The sequence below is a fragment of the Salmonella sp. 741265073_HBA genome, from assembly GCF_046569105.1.
Classification (GTDB): domain Bacteria; phylum Pseudomonadota; class Gammaproteobacteria; order Enterobacterales; family Enterobacteriaceae; genus Salmonella; species Salmonella enterica.
Genome location: NZ_JBKFRY010000003.1, coordinates 123061 through 147465, shown reverse-complemented (window position 1 = coordinate 147465; position 24405 = coordinate 123061). Strand labels below are relative to the sequence as shown.

Genomic DNA, 24405 nt, shown 5'->3' with positions numbered 1-24405 from the left:
CAGCGGATTTTCCGCTGGCGCTTTTCTGAATTTTCTGGAATGAATGTTGTGAAAATGTGACGAAGGCGATGCTTTTCGCGATAAGCAAACGTTACGAAGTGCCGATGACTATCTAACGGGCGTGTTTTACGCATAAAACTTACAAGAGAGTCGACGGTCATGGGCAACACATTCTCGATGCAAGCCTCGCATAAACTGGGCTTCCTGCATCATATTCGGCTGGTTCCGCTGTTTTCCTCCATTCTCGGTGGCATCCTTCTTCTTTTTGCTTTGAGCGCCGGGCTGGCAGGCTATTTTCTGTTACAGGCCGATCGCGATCAGCGTGATGTCACGGACGAGATTCAGGTACGGATGGGATTATCCAACAGCGCTAACCACTTACGTACCGCACGTATCAATATGATCCACGCTGGCGCGGCGAGCCGGATTGCTGAAATGGATGAAATGAAAGCCAATATTGCCGCTGCGGAAACGCGGATCAAGCAGTCTCAGGACGGCTTTAACGCTTATATGTCCAGAGCGGTGAAAACACCCGCCGATGACGCGCTGGATAACGAGTTAAACGCCCGCTACACCGCCTATATCAACGGCCTGCAACCGATGCTGAAATTTGCCAAAAATGGCATGTTCGAAGCGATCATTAATCATGAAAACGAGCAGGCAAAACAACTGGATGCCGCATATAACCATGTCCTGTTGAAAGCGATTGAACTGCGCACCGAGCGGGCAAGACTACTTAGCGAACAGGCTTACCAACGTACCCGGCTCGGTATGATGTTTATGATTGGCGCATTTACGTTGGCGCTGGTATTGACGTTAATGACCTTCATGGTGCTGCGTCGCACGGTGATACAACCCTTGCAGCAGTCTGCGTCACGTATCGAACGCATTGCGGCGGGCGATCTAACCATGGCTGACGAGCCCACAGGACGCAGTGAAATTGGTCGTCTGAGTCATCATCTTCAGCAAATGCAGCATGCGTTGCAACAAACGGTAGGGGCGGTTCGTCAGGGGGCGGAGGAAATTTATCGAGGCACCAGCGAAATTACCGCCGGTAATACGGATTTATCTTCTCGTACTGAACAGCAGGCTGCCGCCATTGAACAGACCGCAGCCAGTATGGAACAGTTGACGGCAACCGTTAAACAGAATGCGGATAATGCGCATCACGCCAGCAAACTGGCGGAAGATGCTTCCGGTAAAGCCAGTCGCGGAGGCCAGATGGTTTCCGGGGTCGTACAAACGATGGGGAATATTTCCACCAGCTCGAAAAAAATCTCGGAAATTACCGCCGTCATTAACAGTATCGCTTTCCAGACCAACATCCTGGCGCTAAACGCGGCGGTCGAGGCGGCACGCGCCGGGGAACAAGGACGCGGTTTTGCGGTGGTCGCCAGTGAGGTTCGTACCCTCGCCAGTCGCAGCGCGCAGGCGGCAAAAGAGATTGAAGGCTTGATCGGCGCATCGGTCAGCCTGATTGAACAAGGCTCCGAAGAGGTTATCGCTGCAGGGAGCACCATGAATGAGATTGTGGATGCCGTCAAACGCGTCACCGATATTATGCTCGACATCGCGGCAGCTTCTGATGAGCAAAGTCGCGGTATTGTTCAGGTCAGTCAGGCGATTTCTGAGATGGACAAGGTTACGCAACAAAACGCGTCGCTGGTCGAAGAGGCGTCCGCGGCGGCGGCTTCGCTTGAAGAACAGGCCGCCCACTTGACGCAAGCCGTTGATGCGTTTCGTTTACAGAATACTGGCGCGACGATGCGATCATCCTTCCTTTAATAAGCGTTGCGCCAGCGGGCTATTTTAGCCGCGGGCGCGCTTAATGTCCGACTGCCGCTATCACAGCGGCATCGATTTACGGATCGCCGCAATCAGCATTTGCGCCCCGGTTGAGAGCGGGATATCAACTCGCGTAAGAATACCTATCGGTTCGCCTGCGCTCTGGGTCGGCACGGGTAATGAGACCAGTGTCGCCTGGCGAAGATCTTCTTTAACCGCGCCAGAGGGGACGAACCAGACGTAATCGTAATCTACGGTCAGTTGTCGTGATAACGATGCGGATAGCGTTTCGATACATCCGGCAGGCATTTTACACCCCTGGCTTTGCAACAGGGCTTCCGCATTCTGGCGCGGTACCGTGCCTTTTGGCGAGACGACTACCGGCCACTCCATAACCCGACTGAGCGTGATCGTCTCCTGTAACAGGGGATGACCGGGGCGTACCACTAATTTAAGCGATTCTAAAAACAGCAGTTCGTAATTTAAACCGCCCATTAATTCCGGGTCTGACATGCGGCCAATACCCAGATCGATCTCGCCTGATTTCAGACCTGCAAGCAACATCGTATTGTTCATGGTCGCGACCTGTAACGAGGTCGATTTTTGCTGTTGATGGAACCGCCCAATAGCCGCCGGGAGTATACCCAGCGCAGCGGTGGGGAGCGCGCCAACACGCACCACATCGGCGCTGGCGTCCTCTTTGCGATTCAGCGCCTGCCCGGCGGTATTCAATGCATCTAATACTTTTACCGCATGAGTCAAAAATTGTTCGCCAGGAACCGTTAATTGCGCGCCCAGTCGCCCGCGTTCGAACAGACGGGTTCCGGTGAGTTGTTCCAGTTCGTTCAGCGTTTTAGAAAGCGCTGGCTGGCTCAGGTTAAGGGTTTCAGCCGCGCGCCCCAGAGTTCCCTGTTGCGCAACGGCGACAAATGTATGAAGGTGGCGCAACCGAATGCGCTGACTAAACAGACCATTTTTTTCCATAAGCGATGTTAAAAACAGAGCCGTGCGGGTGACAAGTAAAGTTGTTTGTTTTTGATAACCTGATAGCAAAATATTATTAACATTTTACCATTTCAAGTTACAACTGTTTTATTTTACTGATGATTCAACTGCCGTTAAGCGTGTTAAGCCGCGATCTGGTTGGGGATACGCCAGCTCATGTCAATCCGTCCTACACAATGAATTCAGGCCGGATCACAGTTTGTAAATTCTTCTCCCCGGAATGGATGAGGTTTTCTACACTCCAGGTAACATTCACTGGAGGCATGACATTATGGCGAACACCATCACGGCAGATGAGATTCGGGAACACTTTTCGCAGGCAATGTCGGCAATGTACCAGCAGGAAGTTCCGCAGTACGGTACGTTACTGGAACTTGTGGCTGACGTGAATCTGGCGGTGCTGGAAAATAATCCCAAACTGCATGAGCAGTTGGCTAATGCCGATGAACTGGCGCGATTGAACGTGGAACGACATGGCGCCATTCGTGTTGGCACCGCAGAAGAACTTTCTACCTTGCGTCGGATATTCGCCATCATGGGGATGTACCCAGTAAGTTATTACGATCTCTCTCAGGCGGGCGTGCCTGTGCACTCCACGGCATTTCGTCCCATTGACGAGGCTTCGCTCTCGCGTAATCCCTTTCGCATGTTCACTTCACTATTACGCCTGGAGCTCATTGAAAACGCGGCATTACGCCAGCGGGCGGCGGAAATCTTATCGCAGCGGGATATTTTTACATCGCGCTGCCGACAATTGCTGGATGAGTACGACGAGCAGGGCGGTTTTAGTGCTGCTCAGGCCGAAGAATTTGTCCGTGAAACGCTGGAGACTTTTCGCTGGCATCGTCAGGCTACCGTTGATGAAGAAACGTACCGCAGCCTGCATCGTGAGCATCGTTTAATTGCCGACGTGGTCTGTTTTCCGGGATGTCACATTAACCATCTGACGCCGCGTACTCTGGATATCGACCGGGTACAGGCCATGATGCCGGAGTGCGGCATTACGCCTAAAATTCTTATCGAAGGTCCGCCTCGCCGCGAAGTGCCTATTCTGTTGCGGCAAACCAGTTTCAAAGCCCTGGAAGAGCAGGTGCTCTTCGTTGATGAAAAGCAGGGTACGCACACGGCGCGCTTCGGCGAAATTGAGCAACGTGGCGTCGCGCTGACGCCAAAAGGTCGTCGATTATATGATGAACTATTGCACAAGGCGGGAACGGGTAAGGATAACTTCACGCATCAACTCCATTTGCAGGAGGTCTTTAACGCCTTTCCGGATAGCGAATTTCTGCTTCGCCAGCAGGGGCTTGCCTGGTTCCGCTATCGCTTAACGCCTTCCGGCGAGGCGCATCGTCAGGCGATTCATCCTGGCGACGATCCGCAGCCGCTTATTGAACGCGGTTGGGTGATCGCGCAGCCGATTACCTATGAAGATTTTCTTCCGGTCAGCGCAGCCGGCATTTTTCAGTCGAATTTGGGAAATGAAACGCTGGCCAGAAGGCACGGTAATGCCAGCCGCGACGCCTTTGAACAGGCGCTGGGATGTGCAGTACGGGATGAATTTTCGTTATATCAGGAAGCGGAAGAACGCAGTAAACGCCGTTGCGGTCTGCTTTAAAAGCGGTAAGCTTCACAGGCTGTGAGGATACTGTAAAAGGAAGGCGTTATGTTGAATCCCTCCATCCCGCTGGTGGCGACGCGTCACGGTAAAATCGTGGGCGTCGTACAGGAAGAAATCCATATCTGGCGCGGTATACCTTATGCCGCGCCGCCAACAGGGGAGCTACGCTGGCGTGCGCCGCAGCCTGTTACGCCCTGGCAGGATGTGCGCCAGGCGGATTGTTTCTCCTGCGCCAGTTGGCAGGATATTACCTGGTGTCGTGAACTCGGCGGCGGCGATCCGGGAAATTTTTCCGAAGACTGTCTCTACCTGAACGTCTGGGCTCCCGCCGTACGTCATGAACCGTTGCCGGTCATGGTCTGGCTACACGGCGGCGGTTACACTATTGGCGCGGGAAGTTTGCCGCCCTATGACGGTCAAGCGCTGGCGAAGCGCGGCGCGATCGTGGTGACGGTCAATTATCGGCTTGGCCATCTGGGCTTTTTCGCGCATCCGGCGCTGGAAGGCGAAGAGGCGGAGTGTATTCATAATTTCGCTTTACTCGATCAAATCGCTGCGCTGCGTTGGGTGCAGGACAATATTGCCGCATTTGGCGGCGATACGCAGAATGTGACGTTATTTGGCGAATCCGCCGGCGCCCGCAGCGTGCTGTCGTTGATGGCTTCGCCGTTGGCGAAGGGGCTTTTTCATAAAGCGATTATTCAGAGTGGTTATACGCTGCCGGATACGCCCCGCGAGGTGGCGCTAAAAAAAGGCGTTGTGCTGGCGGAACATCTTGGTTTAGCCAATGCCACTGCCGAACAGCTACGCGCTTTACCGGCAGAGACGTTTTGGCCGCTGGACGCGCCTTTTAAAATTGCGCCGACACCGATTTCCGGCGACGTCGTGCTGCCGCATCCGATGCTGGAGACCTTCTTTGCGGCGAAACAGCATCCGATACCGGTGATGATCGGCTCGAATAGCGATGAAGCCAGCGTATTGGCAGTTTTTGGCGTCGATATTGCCGGTCAAATTCAAAAAATGCGCCGTGAGCGGCGTGTTGGTCTGGGGTTAATCCGGCTGCTTTATCCTGGAGTGAAAGGCGACGAAGCGCTAGGGCGGCAGGTCTGTCGGGATATGGTATTTACCACGTTGGGTTATGTCGTCATGCAAGCGCAGCAGCGGATCGGCGAACCGTGCTGGCGTTACTGGTTTGATTATGTCGCCGAAGCGGAGCATAACACCTACGCGAATGGCGCCTGTCATGGCAATGAAATACCGTATGTATTCGATACGTTAACGCGGTCTGAGCCCACATGCCATTATGTGAATGAGAATGACCTGGCCTTTGCCTCGCAGGTGGCGGATTACTGGGTGAATTTCGCTCGTCATGCCAGCCGCACGCGCGACGTGCTGCACGGCCCGGTTCGCTGGCCCGCCAGCATTCGGGGGCGAGATCGTCTGTTGCGGATTGGGCTGAACAAACTTGCCGGTTTTAAAGTGGAAAACCGCTTTATGCGTGCGCGTCTGGCGCTGTTTAAACGAGTCATGAAACATCACGTTAGTCTGGAATAAACTTTTCATAACCTGAAGAATGCTGCGTGAGGTTTACATCCGATTCGGTCGGTTCTTATCGACATAAAATATTTACGCTTTTGCACAGTTTCCAGGCGACCAACAATTGGATTATTAATGAATTTTGTCTAGAGTGAGCGGTCAGAAACGGGCACATTCTTGCTGCTGAAAAAACCAGCGCGGGACCATTCACAAGACCAGAAGGACTCATTTTCAGGTATGAATCGTAGACGATTTATTAAAGGTTCAATGGCAATGGCCGCCGTGTGCGGTTCCAGCGGTATTGCTTCCCTCTTTTCTCAGGCGGCGTTTGCCGCGGAATCCGATATTGCGGATGGTAAAATTGTCCGTTTTGATTTTGCTGGTCTGCAATCAATGGCCCAGGCGTTAGCGAAAAAGCCCTGGGGCGGCGCGCCGGGCCCCTTGCCGGATACGCTCGCCAATCTGACGCCGCAGGCCTATAACAGCATTCAGTATGATGCGGCGCATTCACTCTGGAACGGTGTTGCCAACCGGCAGCTCGATATTCAGTTTTTCCACGTAGGGATGGGCTTTCGTCGTCGCGTACGCATGTTTTCCGTTGATACGACGACGCATCTTGCTCGCGAGATTCATTTTCGCCCGGAACTGTTTAAATACAACGATGCCGGCGTCGATACGACGCAACTGGAAGGGCAGAGCGATCTCGGTTTCGCCGGTTTCCGTGTCTTTAAAGCGCCGGAACTGGCGCGGCGCGATGTCGTCTCCTTCCTGGGCGCCAGTTATTTCCGGGCGGTAGATGATACTTATCAGTATGGCCTGTCGGCTCGCGGGCTGGCGATAGATACCTATACTGACGGTCAGGAAGAGTTCCCTGACTTCACCGCATTCTGGTTTGACACCGCGAAGCCGGGCGATACTACGTTTACCGTTTACGCTCTGCTGGACAGCGCCAGCGTGACGGGCGCGTATAAATTTGTGATTCATTGCGAAAAATCGCAGGTGATCATGGATGTAGAAAACCATCTCTACGCCCGTAAAGATATTAAGCAACTTGGCATTGCGCCGATGACCAGTATGTTTAGCTGTGGGAATAATGAACGCCGGGTATGCGACACCATTCATCCGCAAATTCACGATTCCGATCGGCTGGCGATGTGGCGGGGTAACGGCGAGTGGATTTGCCGCCCGCTGAATAATCCGCAGAAATTGCAGTTCAATGCATATATGGACGATAACCCGAAAGGGTTCGGCCTGCTGCAACTCGATCGCGATTTCTCGCATTATCAGGATGTGATGGGCTGGTACAACAAACGTCCGAGCCTGTGGGTGGAGCCGCGCAGTAAGTGGGGGAAAGGTGCAGTTAGCCTGATGGAGATCCCAACCACTGGTGAAACTCTGGATAATGTGGTCTGTTTCTGGCAGCCGGAAAAAGCGATCAAAGCCGGGGATACGCTGGCGTTCAATTATCGTTTGTACTGGAGCGCGCAGCCGCCGGTACAATCGCCGCTTGCGCGGGTCATGGCGACCCGTACAGGGATGGGCGGCTTTCCCGAAGGTTGGGCGCCGGGCGAACATTACCCGGATAAATGGGCGCGCCGTTTTGCTATTGATTTTGTCGGCGGCGATCTGAAAGCGGCCGCGCCAAAAGGCATTGAGCCGGTAATTACGCTCTCCAGTGGCGAGGCGAAGCAGATTGAGATCCTCTACGTAGAGCCTTTCGACGGTTATCGTATCCAGTTTGACTGGTATCCGACCTCGGATTCTACGGCACCGGTGGATATGCGTATGTTCCTGCGCTGCCAGGGGGAGGCTATCAGCGAAACCTGGCTGTATCAGTATTTCCCGCCTGCGCCGGATAAGCGCCGTTATGTCGACGATCGTATCATGCGTTAGTCAGTTTGCCTTCTGTACCGCCACAACGGCGGTACAGGTTGCGGAAATTGCCCTGGCATAAATTCATTCGTGAGCCGCTGTTTTTGTGACACGGCCTTTCCATCGTTCTATTTTTGCAACAGTCCTTCCTGTTTATCCCTCTCGATCCTGCGGACAGGGGACATTAAGATAGCTTCACCTTATTTAAGATATAAAGTGAATATAATGAAAAAGAGTTTTCTTGGTGCTGTCCTGTCTCTGGGTTTATTAAGTGCTGCTCATGCAGATGTATATAAATTTGATAATACGCATACCAATGCGGTATTTAATATCGATCATTTCCAGACCTCAACCAATCATGGCGGGTTTTATGCTATTAGCGGCGAACTGAAATATCAGCCGGAAAAGCAAGTCGCAGAGATGCGTGTGACGATTCCTGTGAGCGCCTTAAATACCGGGGTGGATGCGTTTGATAACCATATCCGCAGTAGTGATATTCTGGATGCGGAAAAATATCCAGAAATAGTATTTAAATCGACAAAATGGCATTTTGAAGATAATAAACCGGTTTCTATTGACGGTTTGCTAACAATGAAGGGAGTAACTAAGCCCGTTACCTTAACCACCACCAAGTTTGGCTGTTATATGAGCCCGATATTCAAGGCGCAGGTTTGCGGTGGTGATTTTGTCACGCAAATAGATCGCACCCAGTGGGGTGTAGATTATCTGGTCGATATGGGGATGACGAAAGTTGTCGATATAAAAATCCAGGCAGAAGCGGTTAAGCAATAAAAGGAATAATGATGAAAACTCATCACCTCATTCGGGTAGTGGCCTCGCTGGCGATGTTGGCAACGTCAGGCCTGGCTTATGCTGAAGAGTACAAAGCCAGCACGGACGAAAAAGCAATAAAAATGACGAACGTAGCCTCTCTGGAAGCGCGCGTTCAGGCCAGAATGGAGAAAGGGGCATTTGGTTATATTCGCGGTGGAGCCGAAGATGAGAATAACCTTCGCAGCAACACCGAAAGCTTTGACAAAAAATATATTATGCCGCGCGTATTACAGGGCATTGAGTTAAAAGAGATCGATTTATCAACGCAGCTACTGGGTATTCCGCTTAAAACGCCTATAATCCAGGCACCGATGGCAGCGCAGGGCCTGGCCCACGCCTCCGGAGAGTTGGCGACGGCGAAAGGCATGGCGCAGGTCGGTTCGATTTTCTCGTTGAGCACTTATGGCAACAAGACCATCGAAGAGGTGGCTAACGTTTCCGGGAAAAATCCGTTCTTCTTCCAGCTTTATATGAGTAAGAATAATCAGTTTAACGAATTTATTCTTGCACAAGCGGTAAAGCATGGCGCTAAAGCGATTATTCTGACCGTAGATTCGCCTGTCGGTGGTTATCGGGAAGAAGATATTAAAAATAACTTCCAGTTCCCGTTGGGCTTTGCAAACCTGGAAATGTTCGCCAGAAAAAATGACGATGGTTCAAAAACCGGCAAAGGGGCAGGGATAAGTGAAATTTACGCGCAGGCTAAACAAGCCTTTACGCCGGAGGATATTGCCTATGTACATCGTATTTCCGGTCTGCCGGTTATCGTAAAAGGCATTCAGTCGCCGGAGGATGCTGAAATTGCTATCCAGGCCGGGGCCGCAGGAATATGGGTTTCTAACCATGGTGGCCGTCAATTAGACAGCGGGCCGTCCTCATTCGATATGCTTCCTGCGATTGCAAAAGTCGTCAACAAGCGAGTGCCTATTATTTTTGACAGTGGAGTACGCCGTGGTTCGCACGTATTCAAAGCGTTAGCCAGCGGAGCGGATATTGTGGCGGTTGGCCGGCCTGTATTATACGGTCTTAATCTTGGCGGCGCTCAGGGTGTGGCATCAGTGATTGAACAGCTAAACAAAGAGCTGACAATTAACATGATGTTGGGTAGCGCCAGGAATATTGAACAAGTGAAAACGACACGCTTGTTAACTGAAAAAGAGCTGCCCCAGTAATATAAAGGTCGGGTACTATACCCGACCTTTTCCTGTATGATTTTCCTCAACAACGCTTCCGGTAGAAAATGACGCGCTCTGTTTCCTCAAATCCTAACGCCTGGTGAACTTTCTGGGAAATTGTATTTTCCGGCGATGTATCAGAGGCCATTTCCCGACACCCTTTATTCGTTCCCCATCGTTGCACCGCTGCAATCAATTGTTTCGCTACGCCGCGTTGACGGAATGAGGGGAGAACAAAAATACCTTCAAGGAAAACCACGGGCGAACTGTCACAACCATTGACATAATCGTGGCGGATTGAGGCATCCGCAAAGCCAATCGCCACCCCGTCTGCCATCGCAATAAATGATGCCAGATGATCGGCTTGCAGAATTTCTTCGCCGTCCGCCAGATGGGCGTCGTCCGGGTGATCAGGCCAGAGCTGTTTTCGCAATCCGCGCCAGTGCTCCAGATGGGTTTTGTTCATTTGCCTGATGTCCATTAACGCGCTCCTGATGAGGGGGTTGACATGATGAGACGGCATCCCGCTTGCTGATAACGTCGGGCGATAGCAGACGGGAGCGCACTGTCGCTAAGAATGGTAGTAATACAGGACAGCGTCGCCACCGCATGGGGTTCTACAGTATCAAACTTTGAGTGATCGGCCATCAATATGACCTCGCGTGAGCGCTGAATAATGCGCGTTTTAACGCCCACTTCAAACATGGTAGCGTTGGTGATGCCCGTTTCAATCGACAGCGCATCGCAGGAGATAAAGGCGCGTTCAACGGCAAAGGCGTTAATCATCTCCAGCGCCAGGCTCTCGCCCACCGAAAAGTAGCCGGGGCGGATCAGTCCGCCAATAATGTAGCTCTCTACGTGTGGGAAGCCACCCAGTTCATTAGCGATTTTGATGTCATTGCAAATGACTTTTACTTTGGCGTCAACCAGACATTTTGCCAGTTCCAGACAGGTGGAGCCGGAGTCGAGAAAAAAGCAGTCTCCATCCTTGATGAACGTGCGGGCGAGGGCGGCGATTTCGCGTTTCGCCTCACTTTGTAACGTTCGCTTAACGTCGAAAACATATTCTTTATCTTCCGTACTGTCGTCGAAGTCAATACAACCATGGCCGCGAACCATTCCGGGATAACGGCTGGCGATATAGTGAAAATCCCGGCGCACGGTTGCCTCTGCATAGCCAAAAAGCTCAATAGCTTGTTGTGTTGAGAGGTGCCTGTGTTGCCAAAGGTAATGCAACATCTGTTTGATACGGTCGGGGCGCTGTTGGCTCATCAGCATATGACTCCTTTATAGCGCGGTGAATTGTGACAACGTCACATCATAGTTCGCCGTCGTGAACAACGCCCGGCCAATCACCAGATGCTGTGCGCCTGCGGCGGCAAGCAGCCGTGCGGCGCGAAGTGTAATACCGCCGTCCGCCCAGCATTCCGCAGCAGGGAAATGCTCTCTGCTCTGACTCACTTTTTCACACATCGCGGCGATAAATTGCTGCCCGCGCCCGTCGGGTTCGCTGGTCATGATCATCAGCGCATCCAGTTGCAATGCCAGATAACGATAGGGCAATAGCGGCGTTGCCGGGTTAAGCGCCAGTCCTGCTTTCGCCCCGATAGCGCGAATATCCGCCAGAATCTCCGAGGGGTTTTGCACGCTTTCGGCATGAATGAAAATCCAGCCGGGGCGGATAGCTGCAAGCCAGGGTAGCCAGCGTTGCGGTGATGAGACCATCAGATGAAATGAGAGCGGATGGCGAGTGTATTGTGCGACTGCCTGAATGGTTTTCATACCGAAGGTAATATTGTTGATGAAACTGGTATCTTCGATATCCAGATGCAGCGAGCCGAGAGGCGCATCGTGTAAAGCGGTCAACGCCTCGGCATAGCGCAGCGGATCGGCGGAGGCCAGTGAAGGGTGCAGGATCATCGAAACCTCCATCAGCGCAATGCGGTTAATTGCGCGAAAAGCGCGGCATCATTTGGCGCATCTTGCAGCATCGCGACGCTTTCCGGCGAGTCGAGCCACTGGCTGATGCGTTGAATGGTGCGAATATGTGCTTCGGCATCCGTGGCGCTGGCGCAAAGCAACAGCCAGATGGGATCGCAATCCGCATTGCCGAAAGCGACCGGCGTTGCTAACGTAGTGACGCTGATTTGATTATGGTTGGCGCCTTGCTCCGGTCTGGCATGGGGCAGCGCAATCCCCGGCGCGATAAGATAATATGGCCCCCATTTTAGGGTGTTCTCAATAATACCGTCCAGGTAGCAGGGGGCCGCCGCGCCGAAGGTAATCAGCGGACGAACGGCGATATCCAGCGCGTGTCGCCAGTCGCTGGCATGGCGTTGCGCCTGAACCCACTTAACATCATTAATCATCGATCGTTGACTCCTTGCCGGTTCGGGTTACTCTGAAACCGATCCCCGGCGTGTCTTTTGGCGAAGGCGACGGAGATCGGCAGAAGAGTTATCGCTCTCTGCAGGGGATAAGCGTTTTGCTTATCCCCATTTTATTGTCGGATATGGCGTACTTTCTCCATAAACTTCGCCACGCGCGCCTGGTCAACAAAGTTGGCGAAGACGCCGTCTTTTTTAAACGTGGTTGCCGTTACGCATCCGTCGGCAATGCAGAGCTGCTCCTCGACGTTTTCCAGACACACCCCGGTATTCGCCAGCACGACCGTGTCGGGGACAGTCTCTTTTACCCGCTTCAGTATGGCGCTATCCGTGCGAGCGCCCGCCGTCAGCCCCGAGACGCACAGAGCATCGGGGTTATTGTTAAATACGGTCGATTTCGCAATTGAACAGACATCCCGGTTTCCCAGATACACCGCCGCTTCTGGAACGATGTTAAACAACGTTTTCACGTGGCCTGCGCCGATGCGATGTTGATGGCGAATGGTTTCGCCGACATTCGTATCCCAGACGCCAAAATCGCTGGCGTAAGCGCCGGTGAAAATTTCGCGAATAAATTTTGCGTCGGTTGCCATCGCCAAATCAAACGAGGCCACAGGGTCCCACAACACGTTTACCCCAAACGGTACGCGGATTTCACTCATTAACTGACCGATGATTCTTGCCATCGCGGCGGTCGTTTCCGGTCTGACTTTCGTTAAATAAGGCAGACTAAATTCGTTGGAGAACATCACCGCATCCACGCCGCCATTTTGTAGCGCCATTAAATCGTCATGGGCGCGGTCAATTACCCAGTTCATGCCTTTCCTGGTATCGAACCCGGGATCGCCCGGCAACGCCCGTAAATGGCACATGGCGATAACGGCTTTTTCTGTTCCTATTACCTCTTTTAGCCAACTCATTCTGGGTTGCTCCTTATTCCGGTAGTTCACGTTTACGTAAGACAAGTATGATGCTGGCGACAATGCCGACCACAATAACCACGCCAATCATGCCCAGCGACATCAATTCAGATATTGACCAGCCAAACATATTTCCCACCGACAGCGCGGTAATTTGCGCGTTTTCAGCGGCGAAACTAAAGCCGCCTTTGAGCGCCATATCGGTAAAGTACGGTGCAAACTGGGTGGCGATCAGCAGAACGGTAATCATGACAATGATGCCGCTGAGCAGAGTACGAATCAGATCGCCGCGATGAATAACCGTGGCCATGCAGATAAAAAACGGCGCAACCGGTAAATCAGCCAGCGGCAGGACTTTATTGCCCGGCAGTATGCTCGCCAGAATTAACATGATGGGAATTAACAGCAGTCCAACCGCGATGGTGGTCGGGTGGCCTAACGTCACTGCGGTATCCAGACCGATAAAGACTTCGCGCCCTTTAAAGTGTTTCTGGAAGAACTTACGCGCGCCGTCGGAAATGGGCATTAATCCCTCAACGATAAGGCGAATCATGCGCGGAAACAGCACCATAATCGCCGCTACGGTAATCATTAAGGTTGCGCACCCTTTAAAGCCTTCGCCTGCGGCAAGTCCGAAGATCAGCCCGAGAACAACGCCAATGATCACCGGGTCGCCGACCATCCCATACCGTTTTTGGATCTCCTGAGCGTCAATATTGCGTCCTTTCATAAACGGTATTTTTTCGTATATCGCATCCAGCAATACGAACAACGGCACGGAACTGGAGCCATACCCTTGCGGAATAGAAATCCCTTCCAGACCCACAATGTTCTGTACTCGTTTCGCCGTCCAGTCGGCCATTTTCAACGACAAGGCGGCGTGACAAATCGCGCCCAGTACGCCATAAATCAGACTGCCGGTCATCAACTGGACGACCGTTCCGGTAATGGCGTAGTGCCAGTAGTTATAAATATCAACGTTCATGGTTTTGGTCAGACGAGTCACCAACATACCGACGTTGAGCAGAAAGATAACGGGAATGATCATCGCGCCGATGGCCGTCGCATAGCCGACGCCGGACGCGGGCCCGGCGCCGACGTCAAACACATGCAGCGTCAGGCCAAAACGCTCAATCATCACTTTAATCGGCGGACTGAGACTGTCGATCGCCATGACGATCACCAACCCCATGCCGACAAAACCGATGCCGACCGTCACCCCGGCTTTCACCGCCTGCAGCCAGGGAATACGAAAGATTAAGCCGATGATAATCATAATGATGGGCACAAAGACGGTGCCGCCGAGAGACAGGATGTAATCAAACATAATGCCCCCTTTATTGTGTTAACAGCGCCTTGATTTCTTGTTTTAATGCGTCGTCGTTGATGCCTGTCAGCAGGGCGGCGCCGTTGAGCGTCGGGATGCCATAGTCACTGTGCGTACGCATGGACGTTACGATGAGATCCATACCGTTACAGTTCAACGGGATCTCATTCAGACAACATTGCGCCGTGGTTGCCGCAATGCCTTGCTCCGCAAGAAAGTCCTGCAGTTTTTGTGCAATCATGGTTGATGTCGACATGCCGGTACCACATGCCACAAGGATCTTTTTCATCATGGTCGTGCCTCTTGTGTTGCGCCTGTTTCAGGCTCAATGGGAAACTGTTCTGGCGACATATTGGCCAGCGCAGTCAGTAAACGGATACAATCAGCCAGGTCGCGCAGGCTGGCGACTTCGGCTGGCGAGTGGGTATAGCGGCAGGGAATAGAAAGACTGGCGCAGGGAATACCGTCCAGTTCAACCTGAATGTAGCCGGTTTCGGTGATGACGCCTGGCGCGACTTCTCGCTGTACGGGAATATTATTTTCGTGCGCGGTGGTCTCAAGCATCCGCAGCAAACGCGGCGGCGTAATCAGTCCCGCCAACGTACCGCGTCCGTGATAGTTCAGACAGGTGATGCCGACGCCGTGGTTGACCCGCACATCTGAGTAATCCTGCAGGTCAGGCGTGTCGCAGGATGGGGTGATATCAATACCAATCGCCAGGTCGGGGCGCACGCGTCGTAAAACGGGAATAATACCGCGAATATTGAACTCTTCCTGTACCGACGCGACCAGGAATACCGCGATATCAAGCGGTGTGGAGGCGAGGGCCTCGGCGACGCCCAGTAGCGCCGTACACCCCAGCCTGTCATCCAGCGCCTTACTGCATACCAGGTCGTTGCCCAGACAGTGCGGCGGGTTGTAAAGGGTTACTGGCGTCCCCACCTGAATACCCATTCGTTCGGCATCCGCTTTATCTTTTGCGCCGATATCAATCCAGAGTTTATCGAGCGCGGGTGGCTGGGTGCGCTCGTCACCCTTCGCGAAGTGATATGCTTTAATACCGATACAGCCCATGATATCGCCTGAACGTCCGGCAAGCGTCACAATCGAACCGGGCATAGTAATTTGCGCCGGGCCGCCCACGCGTTCAAAACGTAAAAAACCGGAGGGTTCGATCTTGCGTACCATAAAACCCACTTCATCCATATGCGCAAAAATCATCAGGCGAAGCGCGTCGGATTTATCGCTGCCATAACGGGCGACGACATTACCTAAGCGATCCCGCCAGACGTCTTTGGCCTGCTGTTCAAACGCGTGCTGCATAACGTTTGCAATACTGCTTTCATGTCCTGAAATCCCGTTTAGCCGCAGTAAAGAAAAAAGCGTTTCCTGCACAGAAAAGGTCATTGGCGTCTCCGTGGTGATAAAACAATCAGTCGTTGAGCGTTTTATAGGTGGAGAATGGTTGGATAAGTGTGAAATGTGTCACGCGGAAATACGCTAAATATGGCCAATAAAAAATAATGTGATGGCGATACAATAAAAACGCTCATATCACCTGCGGGTTATCGGTAAACCAGGCTATTTATGTGATCACGACCAACAACGAAGAAGGGCAACGCAATGGTGGAAATTATTCCTGTTAGCACGACGCTGGAACTGAGAGCGGCAGATGAAAGTCATGTTCCGGCGCTGCACCAACTGGTACTCAAAAACAAAGCGTGGCTACAACAGTCGCTCGACTGGCCGCAATATGTCACGTCGCAGGAGGAAACGCGTAAGCATGTGCAGGGTAATATACTGTTGCACCAGCGTGGTTACGCCAAAATGTACCTGATTTTCTGCCAGAATGAGATGGCGGGCGTACTCTCATTTAATGCCATCGAACCGGTAAACAAAGCCGCCTATATCGGTTACTGGCTGGATGAGTCCCTCCAGGGACAAGGGATAATGTCGCAATCATTACAGGCGCTGATGACACATTATGCCCGGCGCGGCGATATTCGGCGCTTCGTCATTAAATGCCGCGTTGATAATCAGGCCAGTAATGCGGTCGCACGGCGCAACCATTTTACGCTGGAGGGCTGTATGAAGCAGGCGGAGTATCTTAACGGCGACTATCACGACGTTAATATGTATGCCCGCATTATTGATGCGGATTAAAGGGAACCGACTAAGGGGGTACGCGTAATACGATCCTCGCCATTGATCACTTTTGGGCCGCGCAGGTGAATAGTATTGCCGTCAAAGGCTATCACCGCCGCCCGTCCGCTAATCTCGACCTGGTGCTCAATCAGAATTTCGCCCTGTATACAGGCATGGCCTTCAATCAGCACGCGGTCGTCCAGTAAAATCGGGCCTCCGCGTACTTCAGCATGTCCGCCTACCAGCACATGATGTTTTAACACACAGTTGCCTTCGATTAACGCATGTTCCGCTACCTGCGAGCTGTAGCGAAGGGTAGGGATAGCATCTTCCTCTGTACCGGCGATAACCCGCGCATGGCCATAGACTTTGGCGCAGTCACAGATCCAGACATTATTGTCTTTGTTGCCTTCGATGAGCGCGAAATCAAAGACCTCCGCCCGGTGCTCAATAAAAGCGTGTGTGATAGTGGCGTCGCCATAAAGCTGTACCTGATGGACAATCCGCGAATGGTTCACGGTGGCGCGATCGTAAATTTGTAAAATCTGCGCATGTTCATGCGTTAGTCCCTGAACGGCGAGAATTTCTGACTGGTTTAACACGCGGGCATCGCCATAAATCGCACACTCTCCGCGCACGGAAGAGGACTGAATGGTGACGTTGTCACTTATCCGTGCGCCATCGCTGATATCAGCGCGATCAATCCAGACGTTATCGCCTATTCGCACGTTATTGTAGAGCGTGCACGGCTGCGTGATACGCGCGTTACCTGTAATTTCCGTGCCCGCAAAGGCCATCGCGTTTTCATCATAAATCCAGCAATCCCCCTGTTGTGACAGCACATTATCGGCATCAACCCAGCCGCCGGAGGTTCCGGCTTTAACATCGTTAAAATCCGTTACGGCAATAACTTGTCGTAATAAGACGCTTTTCTTCTCACCGTCTACCTGATAAGTAAAAGCACGAGGTTCTTCACTCAGTCGATATTTGGTCATAGGGAAATTCCGTGTGAACGATTAAGATAACCGTAGCAAAGGTACTGGCGAAACAACCAGAAATTCCATAAAATGCATTTCAAATATACTTTATAAATTAAACAAAATGCGTAATCACAAGCAGAGCGATCGCGTGCTCAATCTGCCTGCGGGCTATTTTGGCATCGTCCTTGGCACTATCGGTATGGGATTCGCCTGGCGTTATGCCAGCCAGATATGGGCAATAAGCCACTGGCCCGGCGACATCATGGTGATCCTGGCGATGATTATTTGGGCACTCTTGACCCTGGCGTTCCTTAGCCGTCTGGTGCGCTTTCCCCATAGCGTGATGGCTGAAGTGCGACATCCGGTAATGAGCAGTTTTGTCAGCCTGTTTCCCGCCACCACGATGCTGGTCGCGATCGGCTTCGTTCCCTGGTATCGCCCGTTGGCCGTTGCGCTATTCAGCGTGGGGGTCGTCATACAACTGGCGTATGCCGCATGGCAGACGGCGGGACTTTGGCGCGGAGCGCATCCGGAAGAAGCGACAACCCCGGGGCTTTATCTGCCCACGGTAGCGAATAATTTTATCAGCGCCATGGCCTGTGGAGCGCTCGGCTACAATGATGCCGGACTGGTGTTTTTAGGCGCAGGCGTCTTTTCGTGGTTAAGTCTGGAACCGGTTATTTTGCAGCGACTGCGTAGCTGCGGCGAATTACCGGCGGTGCTGCGTACGTCGTTGGGTATCCAACTGGCGCCCGCGCTGGTCGCCTGTAGCGCCTGGCTGAGCGTCAATGGCGGGGAGGGCGACACGCTGGCGAAAATGCTATTCGGCTACGGTCTGTTACAGCTTTTATTTATGCTGCGATTAATGCCCTGGTATTTATCACAACCGTTTAATGCTTCCTTCTGGAGTTTTTCGTTCGGCGTTTCCGCGCTGGCGACCACGGGGTTACATCTTGGTCACGGTAGTGAATCAGGGCTTTTCCATATTCTGGCCGTCCCGCTGTTTATTTTCACTAACGCTATTATCGCCTTATTGCTGGTTCGTACATTTCTATTGCTGGTGCAGGGGACGTTGCTTATTCGCACTGAGCGCGCTGCACTGTTGAAAACGGAGGAAAAAAATGACCGTTCGTGACGAAAATTACTTTACTGAGAAATACGGATTAACCCGCACGCATTCGGATGTGCTGGCGGCGGCAAAGGTTGTCGCGCCGGGCCGAACGCTGGATTTGGGATGCGGCAATGGCCGCAATAGTCTGTATCTGGCCGCGAACGGTTATGACGTTACCGCGTGGGATAAAAATCCGGCCAGTATGGCTAACCTTGAGCGTATTAAAGCGGCAGAAGGGCTGGATAATCTGCAAACCGACCTTGTCGATCTGAATACATTGACCTTTGACGGCGAGTACGATTTTATTCTCTCGACGGTGGTTATGATGTTTCTTGAGGCGCAAACCATTCCCGGTTTAATTGCCAATATGCAACGCTGCACAAAACCCGGCGGGTATAATTTGATTGTTGCGGCAATGGATACGCCGGATTTTCCCTGTACGGTGGGATTCCCGTTTGCTTTTAAAGAAGGCGAATTACACCGCTATTACGAAGGATGGGACATGCTGAAATACAACGAAGATGTCGGCGAGCTTCACCGCACGGACGAAAACGGCAACCGTATCAAACTGCGCTTTGCTACGATGCTGGCGAGAAAACCGGCCTGACCGATGCAAGTTCTGTAAGTCTCGCTGCGTTCGGCATTTTTTTGTCGGGCGCCGCGTTCAAATTGTGCTGTCGTTACCATTTTTAGTGCATCCAGAATGATTTCGTTTTGCTATTATTTCCTTTGCATCATTGCGAAGACTAAAGGGATCGTTTCATGCGTACTCATACTTTATTTAAAGTTGCAGTGCTTACTGGCTTGCTGGCGTTATCCGGCTGTGCGTCCAAAGTCACACAGCCGGATAAGTATTCTGGATTCTTAAAAAATTATTCGGACCTGCAGGAAACTACCTCCGCCACGGGAAAACCGGTGTTGCGCTGGGTAGATCCACATTTCAATGACTCTAACTATGACAATATTGTTTACAATCCGATAACGTACTATCCCGTCCCCAAGCCAACGACCCAGGTCGGGCAGCAAGTTCTTGATAAACTGCTGGCTTATACGAACAGTAAAGTAAAATCAGCAATTGAACAGCGCAAACCGCTGGTTACGACGCCAGGGCCGCGCAGTTTGATTTTCCGCGGGGCGATTACGGGCGTGGATACCAGCAAAGAAGGGCTACAATTCTATGAGGTAATCCCTGTAGCGCTGATTGTGGCGGGCACGCAAATGGCGACGGGTCACCGGACCATGGATACCCACCTCTATTTTGAAGGTGAGCTGATAGATGCCGCGACCAACAAGCCGGTCGTCAAGGTAGTACGCCAGGGTGAGGGTAAAGACCTGAGTAATTCCAGTACGCCAATGGCGTTTGAGACGTTGAAACAGGTCGTGGATGATATGGCGACGGATACCTCTATGTTTGACGTTAACAAAAAATAATTCTGCGGCGCCATCGCAAGATGGCGCAAACCCCGGCAGATTAGCGGTCACCATCAGCCAGACAACGATGGGCGGCGCGTTCTCGTTAATACTGCGTAGCCTATCCCGCCAGCGATCAACCCCCAGAATGCCGATCCGATGCCCATCAGCGTTAGCCCGCTGGCGGTGACGAGAAATGCGATAACTGCCGCGTCACGCTCACTTTCGTGGGTAAGCGCCTGATACAGGCTACCGCTAATCGTACTTAACAGTGCCAGACCAGCCAGCATTTGCACCCAGCTAACCGGCAGGGCGACCATCAGCGCGGTTATCGAACCGCCAAACCACCCGGCAAGTAAATAAAAAACGCCTGCGGCGGCGGCCGCTAACCAGCGACGCGTTGGATCGGGGTGTGCGTCCGGGCTTTGACAAATGGCGGCCGTAATGGCGGCAATGCAGATAGAATAAACGCCAAATGGCGAAAGCAGCAGCGCCAGCAATCCGGTAAAAATCATTAACGGAGAGACAGGAAGCTGATAGCCAGACGCCTTCATTGTGGCGACGCCGGGGGCGTTTTGCGATGCCATCGTCACCAGGAAGAGCGGTACCGCGACGCTCAGGCTTTGAGCGAATGAAAAGTGGGGGGGAACGAAGGTGGGCCACACCGGCGCGAAATGAATACCGCTCATCGCCACCTTACCCTGGATGAGCGCCACCGTTATTCCCATCACCATGGCAGCAATAACGGCATAGCGGGGCGCGAATACTTTAAAGTGTAGCCACGCCAATAGCATACCGCCGCACATGACAAATTCTCCATTGAGCGTCCCGAACGCCTGCAGGCCGAAGCGTAGCAGTATTCCCGCCAGCATTGCGGCGGCAAGAGAATGGGGGATTATCCGCATCAAACGCGCAAACAATCCCGTGACGCCGCACAGCACAATCAGGGCATTGGCGACAATGAATATGCCCACGGCATCTGGCAACGATAATCCCTGAAGCCCTGTCACCAACAGGGCGGCGCCAGGCGTTGACCAGGCGGTTAAAACCGGCGCACGATACCACAAGGTTAACGTTAGTGTGCTTATGCCCATGGCTATACCGAGGGCGGTCATCCAGCCGGCGATCTCTGCGGGTGTTGCGCCAGCGGCAAGCGCCGCCTGCCAGATAATGGCGGCGGAACTCGCATAGCCGACCAGAACGGCGACCAGACCAGATAATACAGTAGGTAACGGCAGTGATAACAGACGCATGATCGCCTCTTGTGCGTTATAACGGTCAGTCAATGTAGCATTGTGCGTTATAGCGTACAAGTGATACGCTATGGTCTTACAGGGGGGGAAAATGGATAACCTGACACACTATCTGGCGACCACGTTAAGAACGTTACGCCATCAGCGAGGCTGGAGTTTATCGCGTCTGGCGGAGATTTCCGGCGTCTCAAAAGCCATGTTGGGGCAGATAGAGCGTAATGAATCCAGCCCGACAGTCGCAACGCTGTGGAAAATTGCGACGGGCCTGAACGTTCCATTCTCAATGTTTATTTCGCCTCCGCAGGCCGAATTTCCGCCAACCTTCGATCCCCAGCAGCAAGCGATGGTAATTACACCGCTGTTTCCGTGGGACCCTGAACTCTGTTTTGACTATTTTTCTCTATTGCTGGCGCCTGGCGCGGTCAGCGAATCAACGCCGCATAAAGCCGGCGTTATCGAACATGTGGTGGTGATTCAGGGTCGGCTGGACATGTGTACTGGTGGGGTATGGCAAACCATAGACGCCGGTAAAGGTTTGCGTTTTGCCGGCGATACGGCGCATACCTATCGCAACAGTAGCGACCAGACGGTTCATTTTCACTCGCTGATCCATTACCCGCGTGATTAAGCGGGAAAACTATTTCGTTAGTTTGCGCTTCTGACTACAATAGCCGCCATTTCGCTGCTATTGGATAAGAAAGACTGTATGCGCCAGCAACCTCACTATCTCGAATTGTTAAGTCCGGCCCGTGACACCGCAATTGCTCGCGAAGCGATTTTGCATGGCGCAGATGCCGTCTACATCGGTGGACCCGGTTTTGGCGCGCGTCATAACGCCAGTAACAGTCTGCGCGATATCGCCGATCTGGTCCCGTTTGCTCACCGCTACGGCGCCCGGATTTTTGTCACGCTGAATACTATCCTGCATGATGATGAGCTGGAGCCCGCGCAGCGGTTAATCACCGATTTGTACAACACCGGGGTGGATGCGCTGATTGTGCAGGATATGGGCATTCTGGAGCTGGATATCCCGCCGATTGAGCTTCACGCCAGTACACAGTGTGATATTCGTAGTGTGGAAAAAGCGAAGTTTCTTGCCGATGTCGGTTTTTCACAGATTGTACTGGCGCGCGAGCTTAATTTGAGTCAGATAGCGGCTATTCATCAGGCTACTGACGCCACGATTGAGTTCTTCATTCATGGCGCGCTGTGTGTCGCTTATTCTGGGCAGTGTTATATCTCTCATGCGCAAACCGGGCGCAGCGCCAATCGGGGCGACTGTTCGCAAGCCTGTCGCTTACCGTATACGTTAAAAGACGATCAGGGGCGGGTGGTCTCTTACGAAAAACATTTGCTATCGATGAAAGATAACGACCAAACGGCTAACCTCGGCGCGTTGATCGATGCAGGCGTACGTTCCTTCAAGATTGAAGGGCGCTACAAAGACATGAGCTATGTCAAAAACATCACCGCGCATTATCGTCAGATGCTGGACGCGATTATCGAGCAACGTGGCGATCTGGCGCGTGCGTCGGTTGGTCGGACCGAACACTTTTTTGTTCCCTCCACGGAGAAAACCTTCCATCGCGGCAGCACCGACTATTTTGTTAACGCGCGTAAAGGCGATATTGGCGCATTTGATTCACCAAAATTTATTGGCTTGCCGGTAGGCGAGGTGCTGAATGTGGCGAAGGATTATCTCGACGTAGAAGCTACGGAGCCGTTGGCGAATGGCGATGGTCTGAACGTGTTGATTAAGCGTGAAGTGGTGGGTTTTCGTGCCAATACGGTGGAGAAAACCGGTCATAACCGCTACCGCGTTTGGCCAAATGATATGCCTGCCGACCTGCATAAAGTCCGTCCGCATCATCCGTTGAATCGTAATCTGGATCATAACTGGCAGCAAGCGCTGACAAAAACCTCCAGTGAGCGCCGTGTGGCGGTTGATATCATGCTGGGCGGCTGGCAGGAACAGCTTATTCTGACGCTGACCAGTGAAGACGGTGTCTGCATCACGCATACGCTTGATGGGGTATTTGAGGAAGCCAATAACTCTGAAAAAGCGTTGAATAACCTAAAAGCCGGACTGGCGAAGCTGGGACAGACGCCTTACTACGCGCGTGATATGCAGGTGACATTACCGGCGGCGTTGTTTGTGCCAAATAGCCTGCTCAATCAGTTCCGTCGGGAGGCGGTTGATATGCTTGACGCGGCGCGGTTGGCCCATTATCAACGAGGTCGTCGGAAACCCGTGGCGCAGCCTGCGCCGGTCTATCCGCAAACGCATCTCAGCTTTCTCGCTAATGTCTACAACCACAAAGCGCGGGAATTTTATCACCGTTACGGCGTACAATTGATTGATGCGGCCTATGAGGCGCATCAGGAGAAGGGCGAGGTACCGGTCATGATCACCAAACACTGCCTGCGTTTTGCGTTCAACCTTTGTCCTAAGCAGGCGAAAGGAAATATTAAGAGCTGGAAAGCCACGCCGATGCAGTTGGTGCATGGCGATGAGGTACTGACGCTAAAATTCGACTGCCGCCCTTGCGAAATGCATGTCATTGGCAAAATTAAAAACCATATCTTAAAAATGCCCCAGCCCGGCAGCGTTGTCGCTTCAGTGAGCCCTGAAGCGCTGATGAAAACGCTGCCGAAGCGCAGGGGCGTTTAATTAACGAAAATAGCTTTCTGGTTTGCGCGATTTCTGCCAGTTGTGGTGCTCGCGCAAGCCTTCCGCTGATTCTTCCGCTGCCGCCCGTAATTCATCGCTGTCGGCTTCATGTCTAAGTTGGTGCCCTCCCGTCGCAAACCATACGAACGCATGGTCTTGCTGTTTCGCCAGTAACTGGCCTGAAAACAGCGCACAGGTCAGTAAAACTACTGATAACGTTTTTGTAAGCATCATGCCACCTTCCAGTTACGTCGTGAGGCTATGATGCCAATAATTTCTTTGAGTTATTATTCAACACTTCAAATTAGCGAAAACGGTTTGTCAATAAGTGCGATAAGTTGTATGAGAAAATATACTTATACTCAGTATATCAATT

General features: G+C 52.4%; 24 protein-coding genes. 12 read left to right on the top strand and 12 right to left on the bottom strand.

Annotation, left to right across the window (positions count from 1 at the left end; all coding sequences use genetic code 11):
• The first annotated feature begins 159 nt into the window (after positions 1-159).
• Positions 160-1785 carry a methyl-accepting chemotaxis protein gene (locus ACLD3P_RS05570; RefSeq protein WP_024797925.1) on the top strand — a complete coding sequence of 542 codons (1626 nt, stop codon included), beginning with the start codon at positions 160-162 and terminating at the stop codon, positions 1783-1785.
• A gap of 60 nt (positions 1786-1845) precedes the next feature.
• On the opposite strand, the gene ACLD3P_RS05565 is transcribed toward ACLD3P_RS05570, so the two are convergent.
• Positions 1846-2769 (bottom strand): LysR substrate-binding domain-containing protein, encoded by a 924-nt coding sequence (locus tag ACLD3P_RS05565; protein ID WP_000414259.1) that lies wholly within the window; start codon positions 2767-2769, stop codon positions 1846-1848.
• A 292-nt stretch (positions 2770-3061) separates the two neighbouring features.
• On the opposite strand from ACLD3P_RS05565, the gene ACLD3P_RS05560 reads away from it, so the two are divergent.
• The 5 genes from ACLD3P_RS05560 to ACLD3P_RS05540 all read left to right on the top strand — a co-directional run bounded on the left by ACLD3P_RS05560 (position 3062) and on the right by ACLD3P_RS05540 (position 9822).
• Positions 3062-4405, top strand: coding sequence for a VOC family protein (locus ACLD3P_RS05560; protein WP_024797926.1), 1344 nt, complete (start codon positions 3062-3064; stop codon positions 4403-4405).
• 48 nt (positions 4406-4453) lie between these two features.
• The gene (locus ACLD3P_RS05555; RefSeq protein ID WP_411006424.1) at positions 4454-5962 is read left to right on the top strand and encodes a carboxylesterase/lipase family protein; all 1509 of its coding nucleotides are present in this window, start codon (positions 4454-4456) and stop codon (positions 5960-5962) included.
• Positions 5963-6181: 219 nt separating this feature from the next.
• On the top strand, positions 6182-7837 hold the full coding sequence (locus ACLD3P_RS05550) for a glucan biosynthesis protein D (RefSeq protein WP_001081947.1): 1656 nt from the start codon (positions 6182-6184) through the stop codon (positions 7835-7837).
• A 195-nt stretch (positions 7838-8032) separates the two neighbouring features.
• Entirely contained in the window at positions 8033-8608 is a 576-nt protein-coding gene (locus ACLD3P_RS05545; RefSeq protein WP_001024319.1) for a YceI family protein, read from the top strand.
• Between the two features lie 11 nt (positions 8609-8619).
• Entirely contained in the window at positions 8620-9822 is a 1203-nt protein-coding gene (locus tag ACLD3P_RS05540) for a lactate oxidase (protein ID WP_411006425.1), read from the top strand.
• A gap of 46 nt (positions 9823-9868) precedes the next feature.
• Here the strand turns inward: ACLD3P_RS05540 and aac(6') are convergent, their stop codons facing one another.
• The 8 genes from aac(6') to ACLD3P_RS05500 all read right to left on the bottom strand — a co-directional run bounded on the left by aac(6') (position 9869) and on the right by ACLD3P_RS05500 (position 15866).
• Positions 9869-10306 carry a cryptic aminoglycoside N-acetyltransferase AAC(6')-Iy/Iaa gene (gene aac(6'), locus ACLD3P_RS05535; RefSeq protein ID WP_000354847.1) on the bottom strand — a complete coding sequence of 146 codons (438 nt, stop codon included), beginning with the start codon at positions 10304-10306 and terminating at the stop codon, positions 9869-9871.
• The gene (locus ACLD3P_RS05530) at positions 10306-11097 is read right to left on the bottom strand and encodes a DeoR/GlpR family DNA-binding transcription regulator (protein ID WP_023197658.1); all 792 of its coding nucleotides are present in this window, start codon (positions 11095-11097) and stop codon (positions 10306-10308) included. Before ACLD3P_RS05530 ends, aac(6') begins: the two co-directional genes overlap by 1 nt.
• 15 nt (positions 11098-11112) lie before the next feature.
• Positions 11113-11745: a ribulose-phosphate 3 epimerase family protein gene (locus ACLD3P_RS05525; RefSeq protein WP_023195772.1), complete on the bottom strand. Its 633-nt coding sequence runs from the start codon at positions 11743-11745 to the stop codon at positions 11113-11115.
• 11 nt (positions 11746-11756) lie between these two features.
• Positions 11757-12194: an SgcA family PTS sugar transporter subunit IIA gene (sgcA, locus tag ACLD3P_RS05520; RefSeq protein WP_000606454.1), complete on the bottom strand. Its 438-nt coding sequence runs from the start codon at positions 12192-12194 to the stop codon at positions 11757-11759.
• Between the two features lie 131 nt (positions 12195-12325).
• Positions 12326-13132: a BtpA family protein SgcQ gene (gene sgcQ, locus ACLD3P_RS05515; RefSeq protein WP_000118615.1), complete on the bottom strand. Its 807-nt coding sequence runs from the start codon at positions 13130-13132 to the stop codon at positions 12326-12328.
• Positions 13133-13145: 13 nt separating this feature from the next.
• Entirely contained in the window at positions 13146-14459 is a 1314-nt protein-coding gene (gene sgcC, locus ACLD3P_RS05510; RefSeq protein ID WP_000460835.1) for a PTS sugar transporter subunit IIC SgcC, read from the bottom strand.
• A 10-nt stretch (positions 14460-14469) separates the two neighbouring features.
• Positions 14470-14751: a PTS sugar transporter subunit IIB SgcB gene (gene sgcB / locus ACLD3P_RS05505; protein WP_000976132.1), complete on the bottom strand. Its 282-nt coding sequence runs from the start codon at positions 14749-14751 to the stop codon at positions 14470-14472.
• The gene (locus ACLD3P_RS05500) at positions 14748-15866 is read right to left on the bottom strand and encodes a M42 family metallopeptidase (protein WP_000144623.1); all 1119 of its coding nucleotides are present in this window, start codon (positions 15864-15866) and stop codon (positions 14748-14750) included. The genes sgcB and ACLD3P_RS05500 overlap by 4 nt, the downstream gene beginning before the upstream one ends.
• Positions 15867-16082: 216 nt before the next feature.
• On the opposite strand from ACLD3P_RS05500, the gene rimL reads away from it, so the two are divergent.
• A complete protein-coding gene (gene rimL, locus ACLD3P_RS05495; RefSeq protein ID WP_000229306.1) occupies positions 16083-16622 on the top strand; it encodes a 50S ribosomal protein L7/L12-serine acetyltransferase in 540 nt (179 codons plus the stop codon).
• Here the strand turns inward: rimL and ydcK are convergent.
• Positions 16619-17599, bottom strand: a complete 981-nt coding sequence (ydcK, locus tag ACLD3P_RS05490) for a YdcK family protein (RefSeq protein ID WP_000170584.1) — start codon at positions 17597-17599, stop codon at positions 16619-16621. The two genes, rimL and ydcK, sit on opposite strands and share 4 nt — an antisense overlap.
• A gap of 106 nt (positions 17600-17705) precedes the next feature.
• Between ydcK and tehA the strand changes: the two genes are divergently transcribed.
• The 3 genes from tehA to ACLD3P_RS05475 all read left to right on the top strand — a co-directional run bounded on the left by tehA (position 17706) and on the right by ACLD3P_RS05475 (position 20126).
• Entirely contained in the window at positions 17706-18719 is a 1014-nt protein-coding gene (gene tehA, locus ACLD3P_RS05485; protein ID WP_001243996.1) for a dicarboxylate transporter/tellurite-resistance protein TehA, read from the top strand.
• Complete coding sequence (gene tehB, locus ACLD3P_RS05480) at positions 18706-19302, top strand: tellurite resistance methyltransferase TehB (protein WP_000218278.1); 597 nt, start codon at positions 18706-18708, stop codon at positions 19300-19302. The genes tehA and tehB overlap by 14 nt, the downstream gene beginning before the upstream one ends.
• Positions 19303-19457: 155 nt before the next feature.
• Positions 19458-20126: a DUF3313 domain-containing protein gene (locus ACLD3P_RS05475; protein ID WP_017441324.1), complete on the top strand. Its 669-nt coding sequence runs from the start codon at positions 19458-19460 to the stop codon at positions 20124-20126.
• Between the two features lie 53 nt (positions 20127-20179).
• On the opposite strand, the gene ACLD3P_RS05470 is transcribed toward ACLD3P_RS05475, so the two are convergent.
• Positions 20180-21358, bottom strand: coding sequence for a benzoate/H(+) symporter BenE family transporter (locus ACLD3P_RS05470; RefSeq protein WP_078057583.1), 1179 nt, complete (start codon positions 21356-21358; stop codon positions 20180-20182).
• Positions 21359-21449: 91 nt separating this feature from the next.
• Between ACLD3P_RS05470 and ACLD3P_RS05465 the strand changes: the two genes are divergently transcribed.
• Both ACLD3P_RS05465 and ACLD3P_RS05460 read left to right on the top strand, forming a co-directional pair.
• Entirely contained in the window at positions 21450-21986 is a 537-nt protein-coding gene (locus tag ACLD3P_RS05465; RefSeq protein ID WP_000369547.1) for a helix-turn-helix domain-containing protein, read from the top strand.
• Positions 21987-22064: 78 nt separating this feature from the next.
• Positions 22065-24029: a peptidase U32 family protein gene (locus tag ACLD3P_RS05460; protein WP_023218168.1), complete on the top strand. Its 1965-nt coding sequence runs from the start codon at positions 22065-22067 to the stop codon at positions 24027-24029.
• On the opposite strand, the gene ACLD3P_RS05455 is transcribed toward ACLD3P_RS05460, so the two are convergent.
• On the bottom strand, positions 24030-24260 hold the full coding sequence (locus tag ACLD3P_RS05455; RefSeq protein WP_000956438.1) for a DUF2554 family protein: 231 nt from the start codon (positions 24258-24260) through the stop codon (positions 24030-24032). It lies immediately after the preceding gene.
• Between the last annotated feature and the right edge of the window lie 145 nt (positions 24261-24405).

Coding starts and splice junctions, on each gene's coding strand:
- sgcB (WP_000976132.1), bottom strand. CDS start 14,751: ATGATGAAAAAGATCCTTGTGGCATGTGGTACCGGCATGTCGACATCA.
- ACLD3P_RS05475 (WP_017441324.1), top strand. CDS start 19,458: ATGCGTACTCATACTTTATTTAAAGTTGCAGTGCTTACTGGCTTGCTG.
- ACLD3P_RS05555 (WP_411006424.1), top strand. CDS start 4,454: ATGTTGAATCCCTCCATCCCGCTGGTGGCGACGCGTCACGGTAAAATC.
- ACLD3P_RS05465 (WP_000369547.1), top strand. CDS start 21,450: ATGGATAACCTGACACACTATCTGGCGACCACGTTAAGAACGTTACGC.
- ACLD3P_RS05560 (WP_024797926.1), top strand. CDS start 3,062: ATGGCGAACACCATCACGGCAGATGAGATTCGGGAACACTTTTCGCAG.
- tehB (WP_000218278.1), top strand. CDS start 18,706: ATGACCGTTCGTGACGAAAATTACTTTACTGAGAAATACGGATTAACC.
- ACLD3P_RS05460 (WP_023218168.1), top strand. CDS start 22,065: ATGCGCCAGCAACCTCACTATCTCGAATTGTTAAGTCCGGCCCGTGAC.
- ACLD3P_RS05455 (WP_000956438.1), bottom strand. CDS start 24,260: ATGCTTACAAAAACGTTATCAGTAGTTTTACTGACCTGTGCGCTGTTT.
- ACLD3P_RS05565 (WP_000414259.1), bottom strand. CDS start 2,769: ATGGAAAAAAATGGTCTGTTTAGTCAGCGCATTCGGTTGCGCCACCTT.
- ACLD3P_RS05550 (WP_001081947.1), top strand. CDS start 6,182: ATGAATCGTAGACGATTTATTAAAGGTTCAATGGCAATGGCCGCCGTG.
- ACLD3P_RS05500 (WP_000144623.1), bottom strand. CDS start 15,866: ATGACCTTTTCTGTGCAGGAAACGCTTTTTTCTTTACTGCGGCTAAAC.
- ACLD3P_RS05470 (WP_078057583.1), bottom strand. CDS start 21,358: ATGCGTCTGTTATCACTGCCGTTACCTACTGTATTATCTGGTCTGGTC.
- ACLD3P_RS05525 (WP_023195772.1), bottom strand. CDS start 11,745: ATGATCCTGCACCCTTCACTGGCCTCCGCCGATCCGCTGCGCTATGCC.
- sgcA (WP_000606454.1), bottom strand. CDS start 12,194: ATGATTAATGATGTTAAGTGGGTTCAGGCGCAACGCCATGCCAGCGAC.
- sgcQ (WP_000118615.1), bottom strand. CDS start 13,132: ATGAGTTGGCTAAAAGAGGTAATAGGAACAGAAAAAGCCGTTATCGCC.
- ydcK (WP_000170584.1), bottom strand. CDS start 17,599: ATGACCAAATATCGACTGAGTGAAGAACCTCGTGCTTTTACTTATCAG.
- tehA (WP_001243996.1), top strand. CDS start 17,706: ATGCGTAATCACAAGCAGAGCGATCGCGTGCTCAATCTGCCTGCGGGC.
- sgcC (WP_000460835.1), bottom strand. CDS start 14,459: ATGTTTGATTACATCCTGTCTCTCGGCGGCACCGTCTTTGTGCCCATC.
- ACLD3P_RS05530 (WP_023197658.1), bottom strand. CDS start 11,097: ATGAGCCAACAGCGCCCCGACCGTATCAAACAGATGTTGCATTACCTT.
- ACLD3P_RS05570 (WP_024797925.1), top strand. CDS start 160: ATGGGCAACACATTCTCGATGCAAGCCTCGCATAAACTGGGCTTCCTG.
- rimL (WP_000229306.1), top strand. CDS start 16,083: ATGGTGGAAATTATTCCTGTTAGCACGACGCTGGAACTGAGAGCGGCA.
- ACLD3P_RS05540 (WP_411006425.1), top strand. CDS start 8,620: ATGAAAACTCATCACCTCATTCGGGTAGTGGCCTCGCTGGCGATGTTG.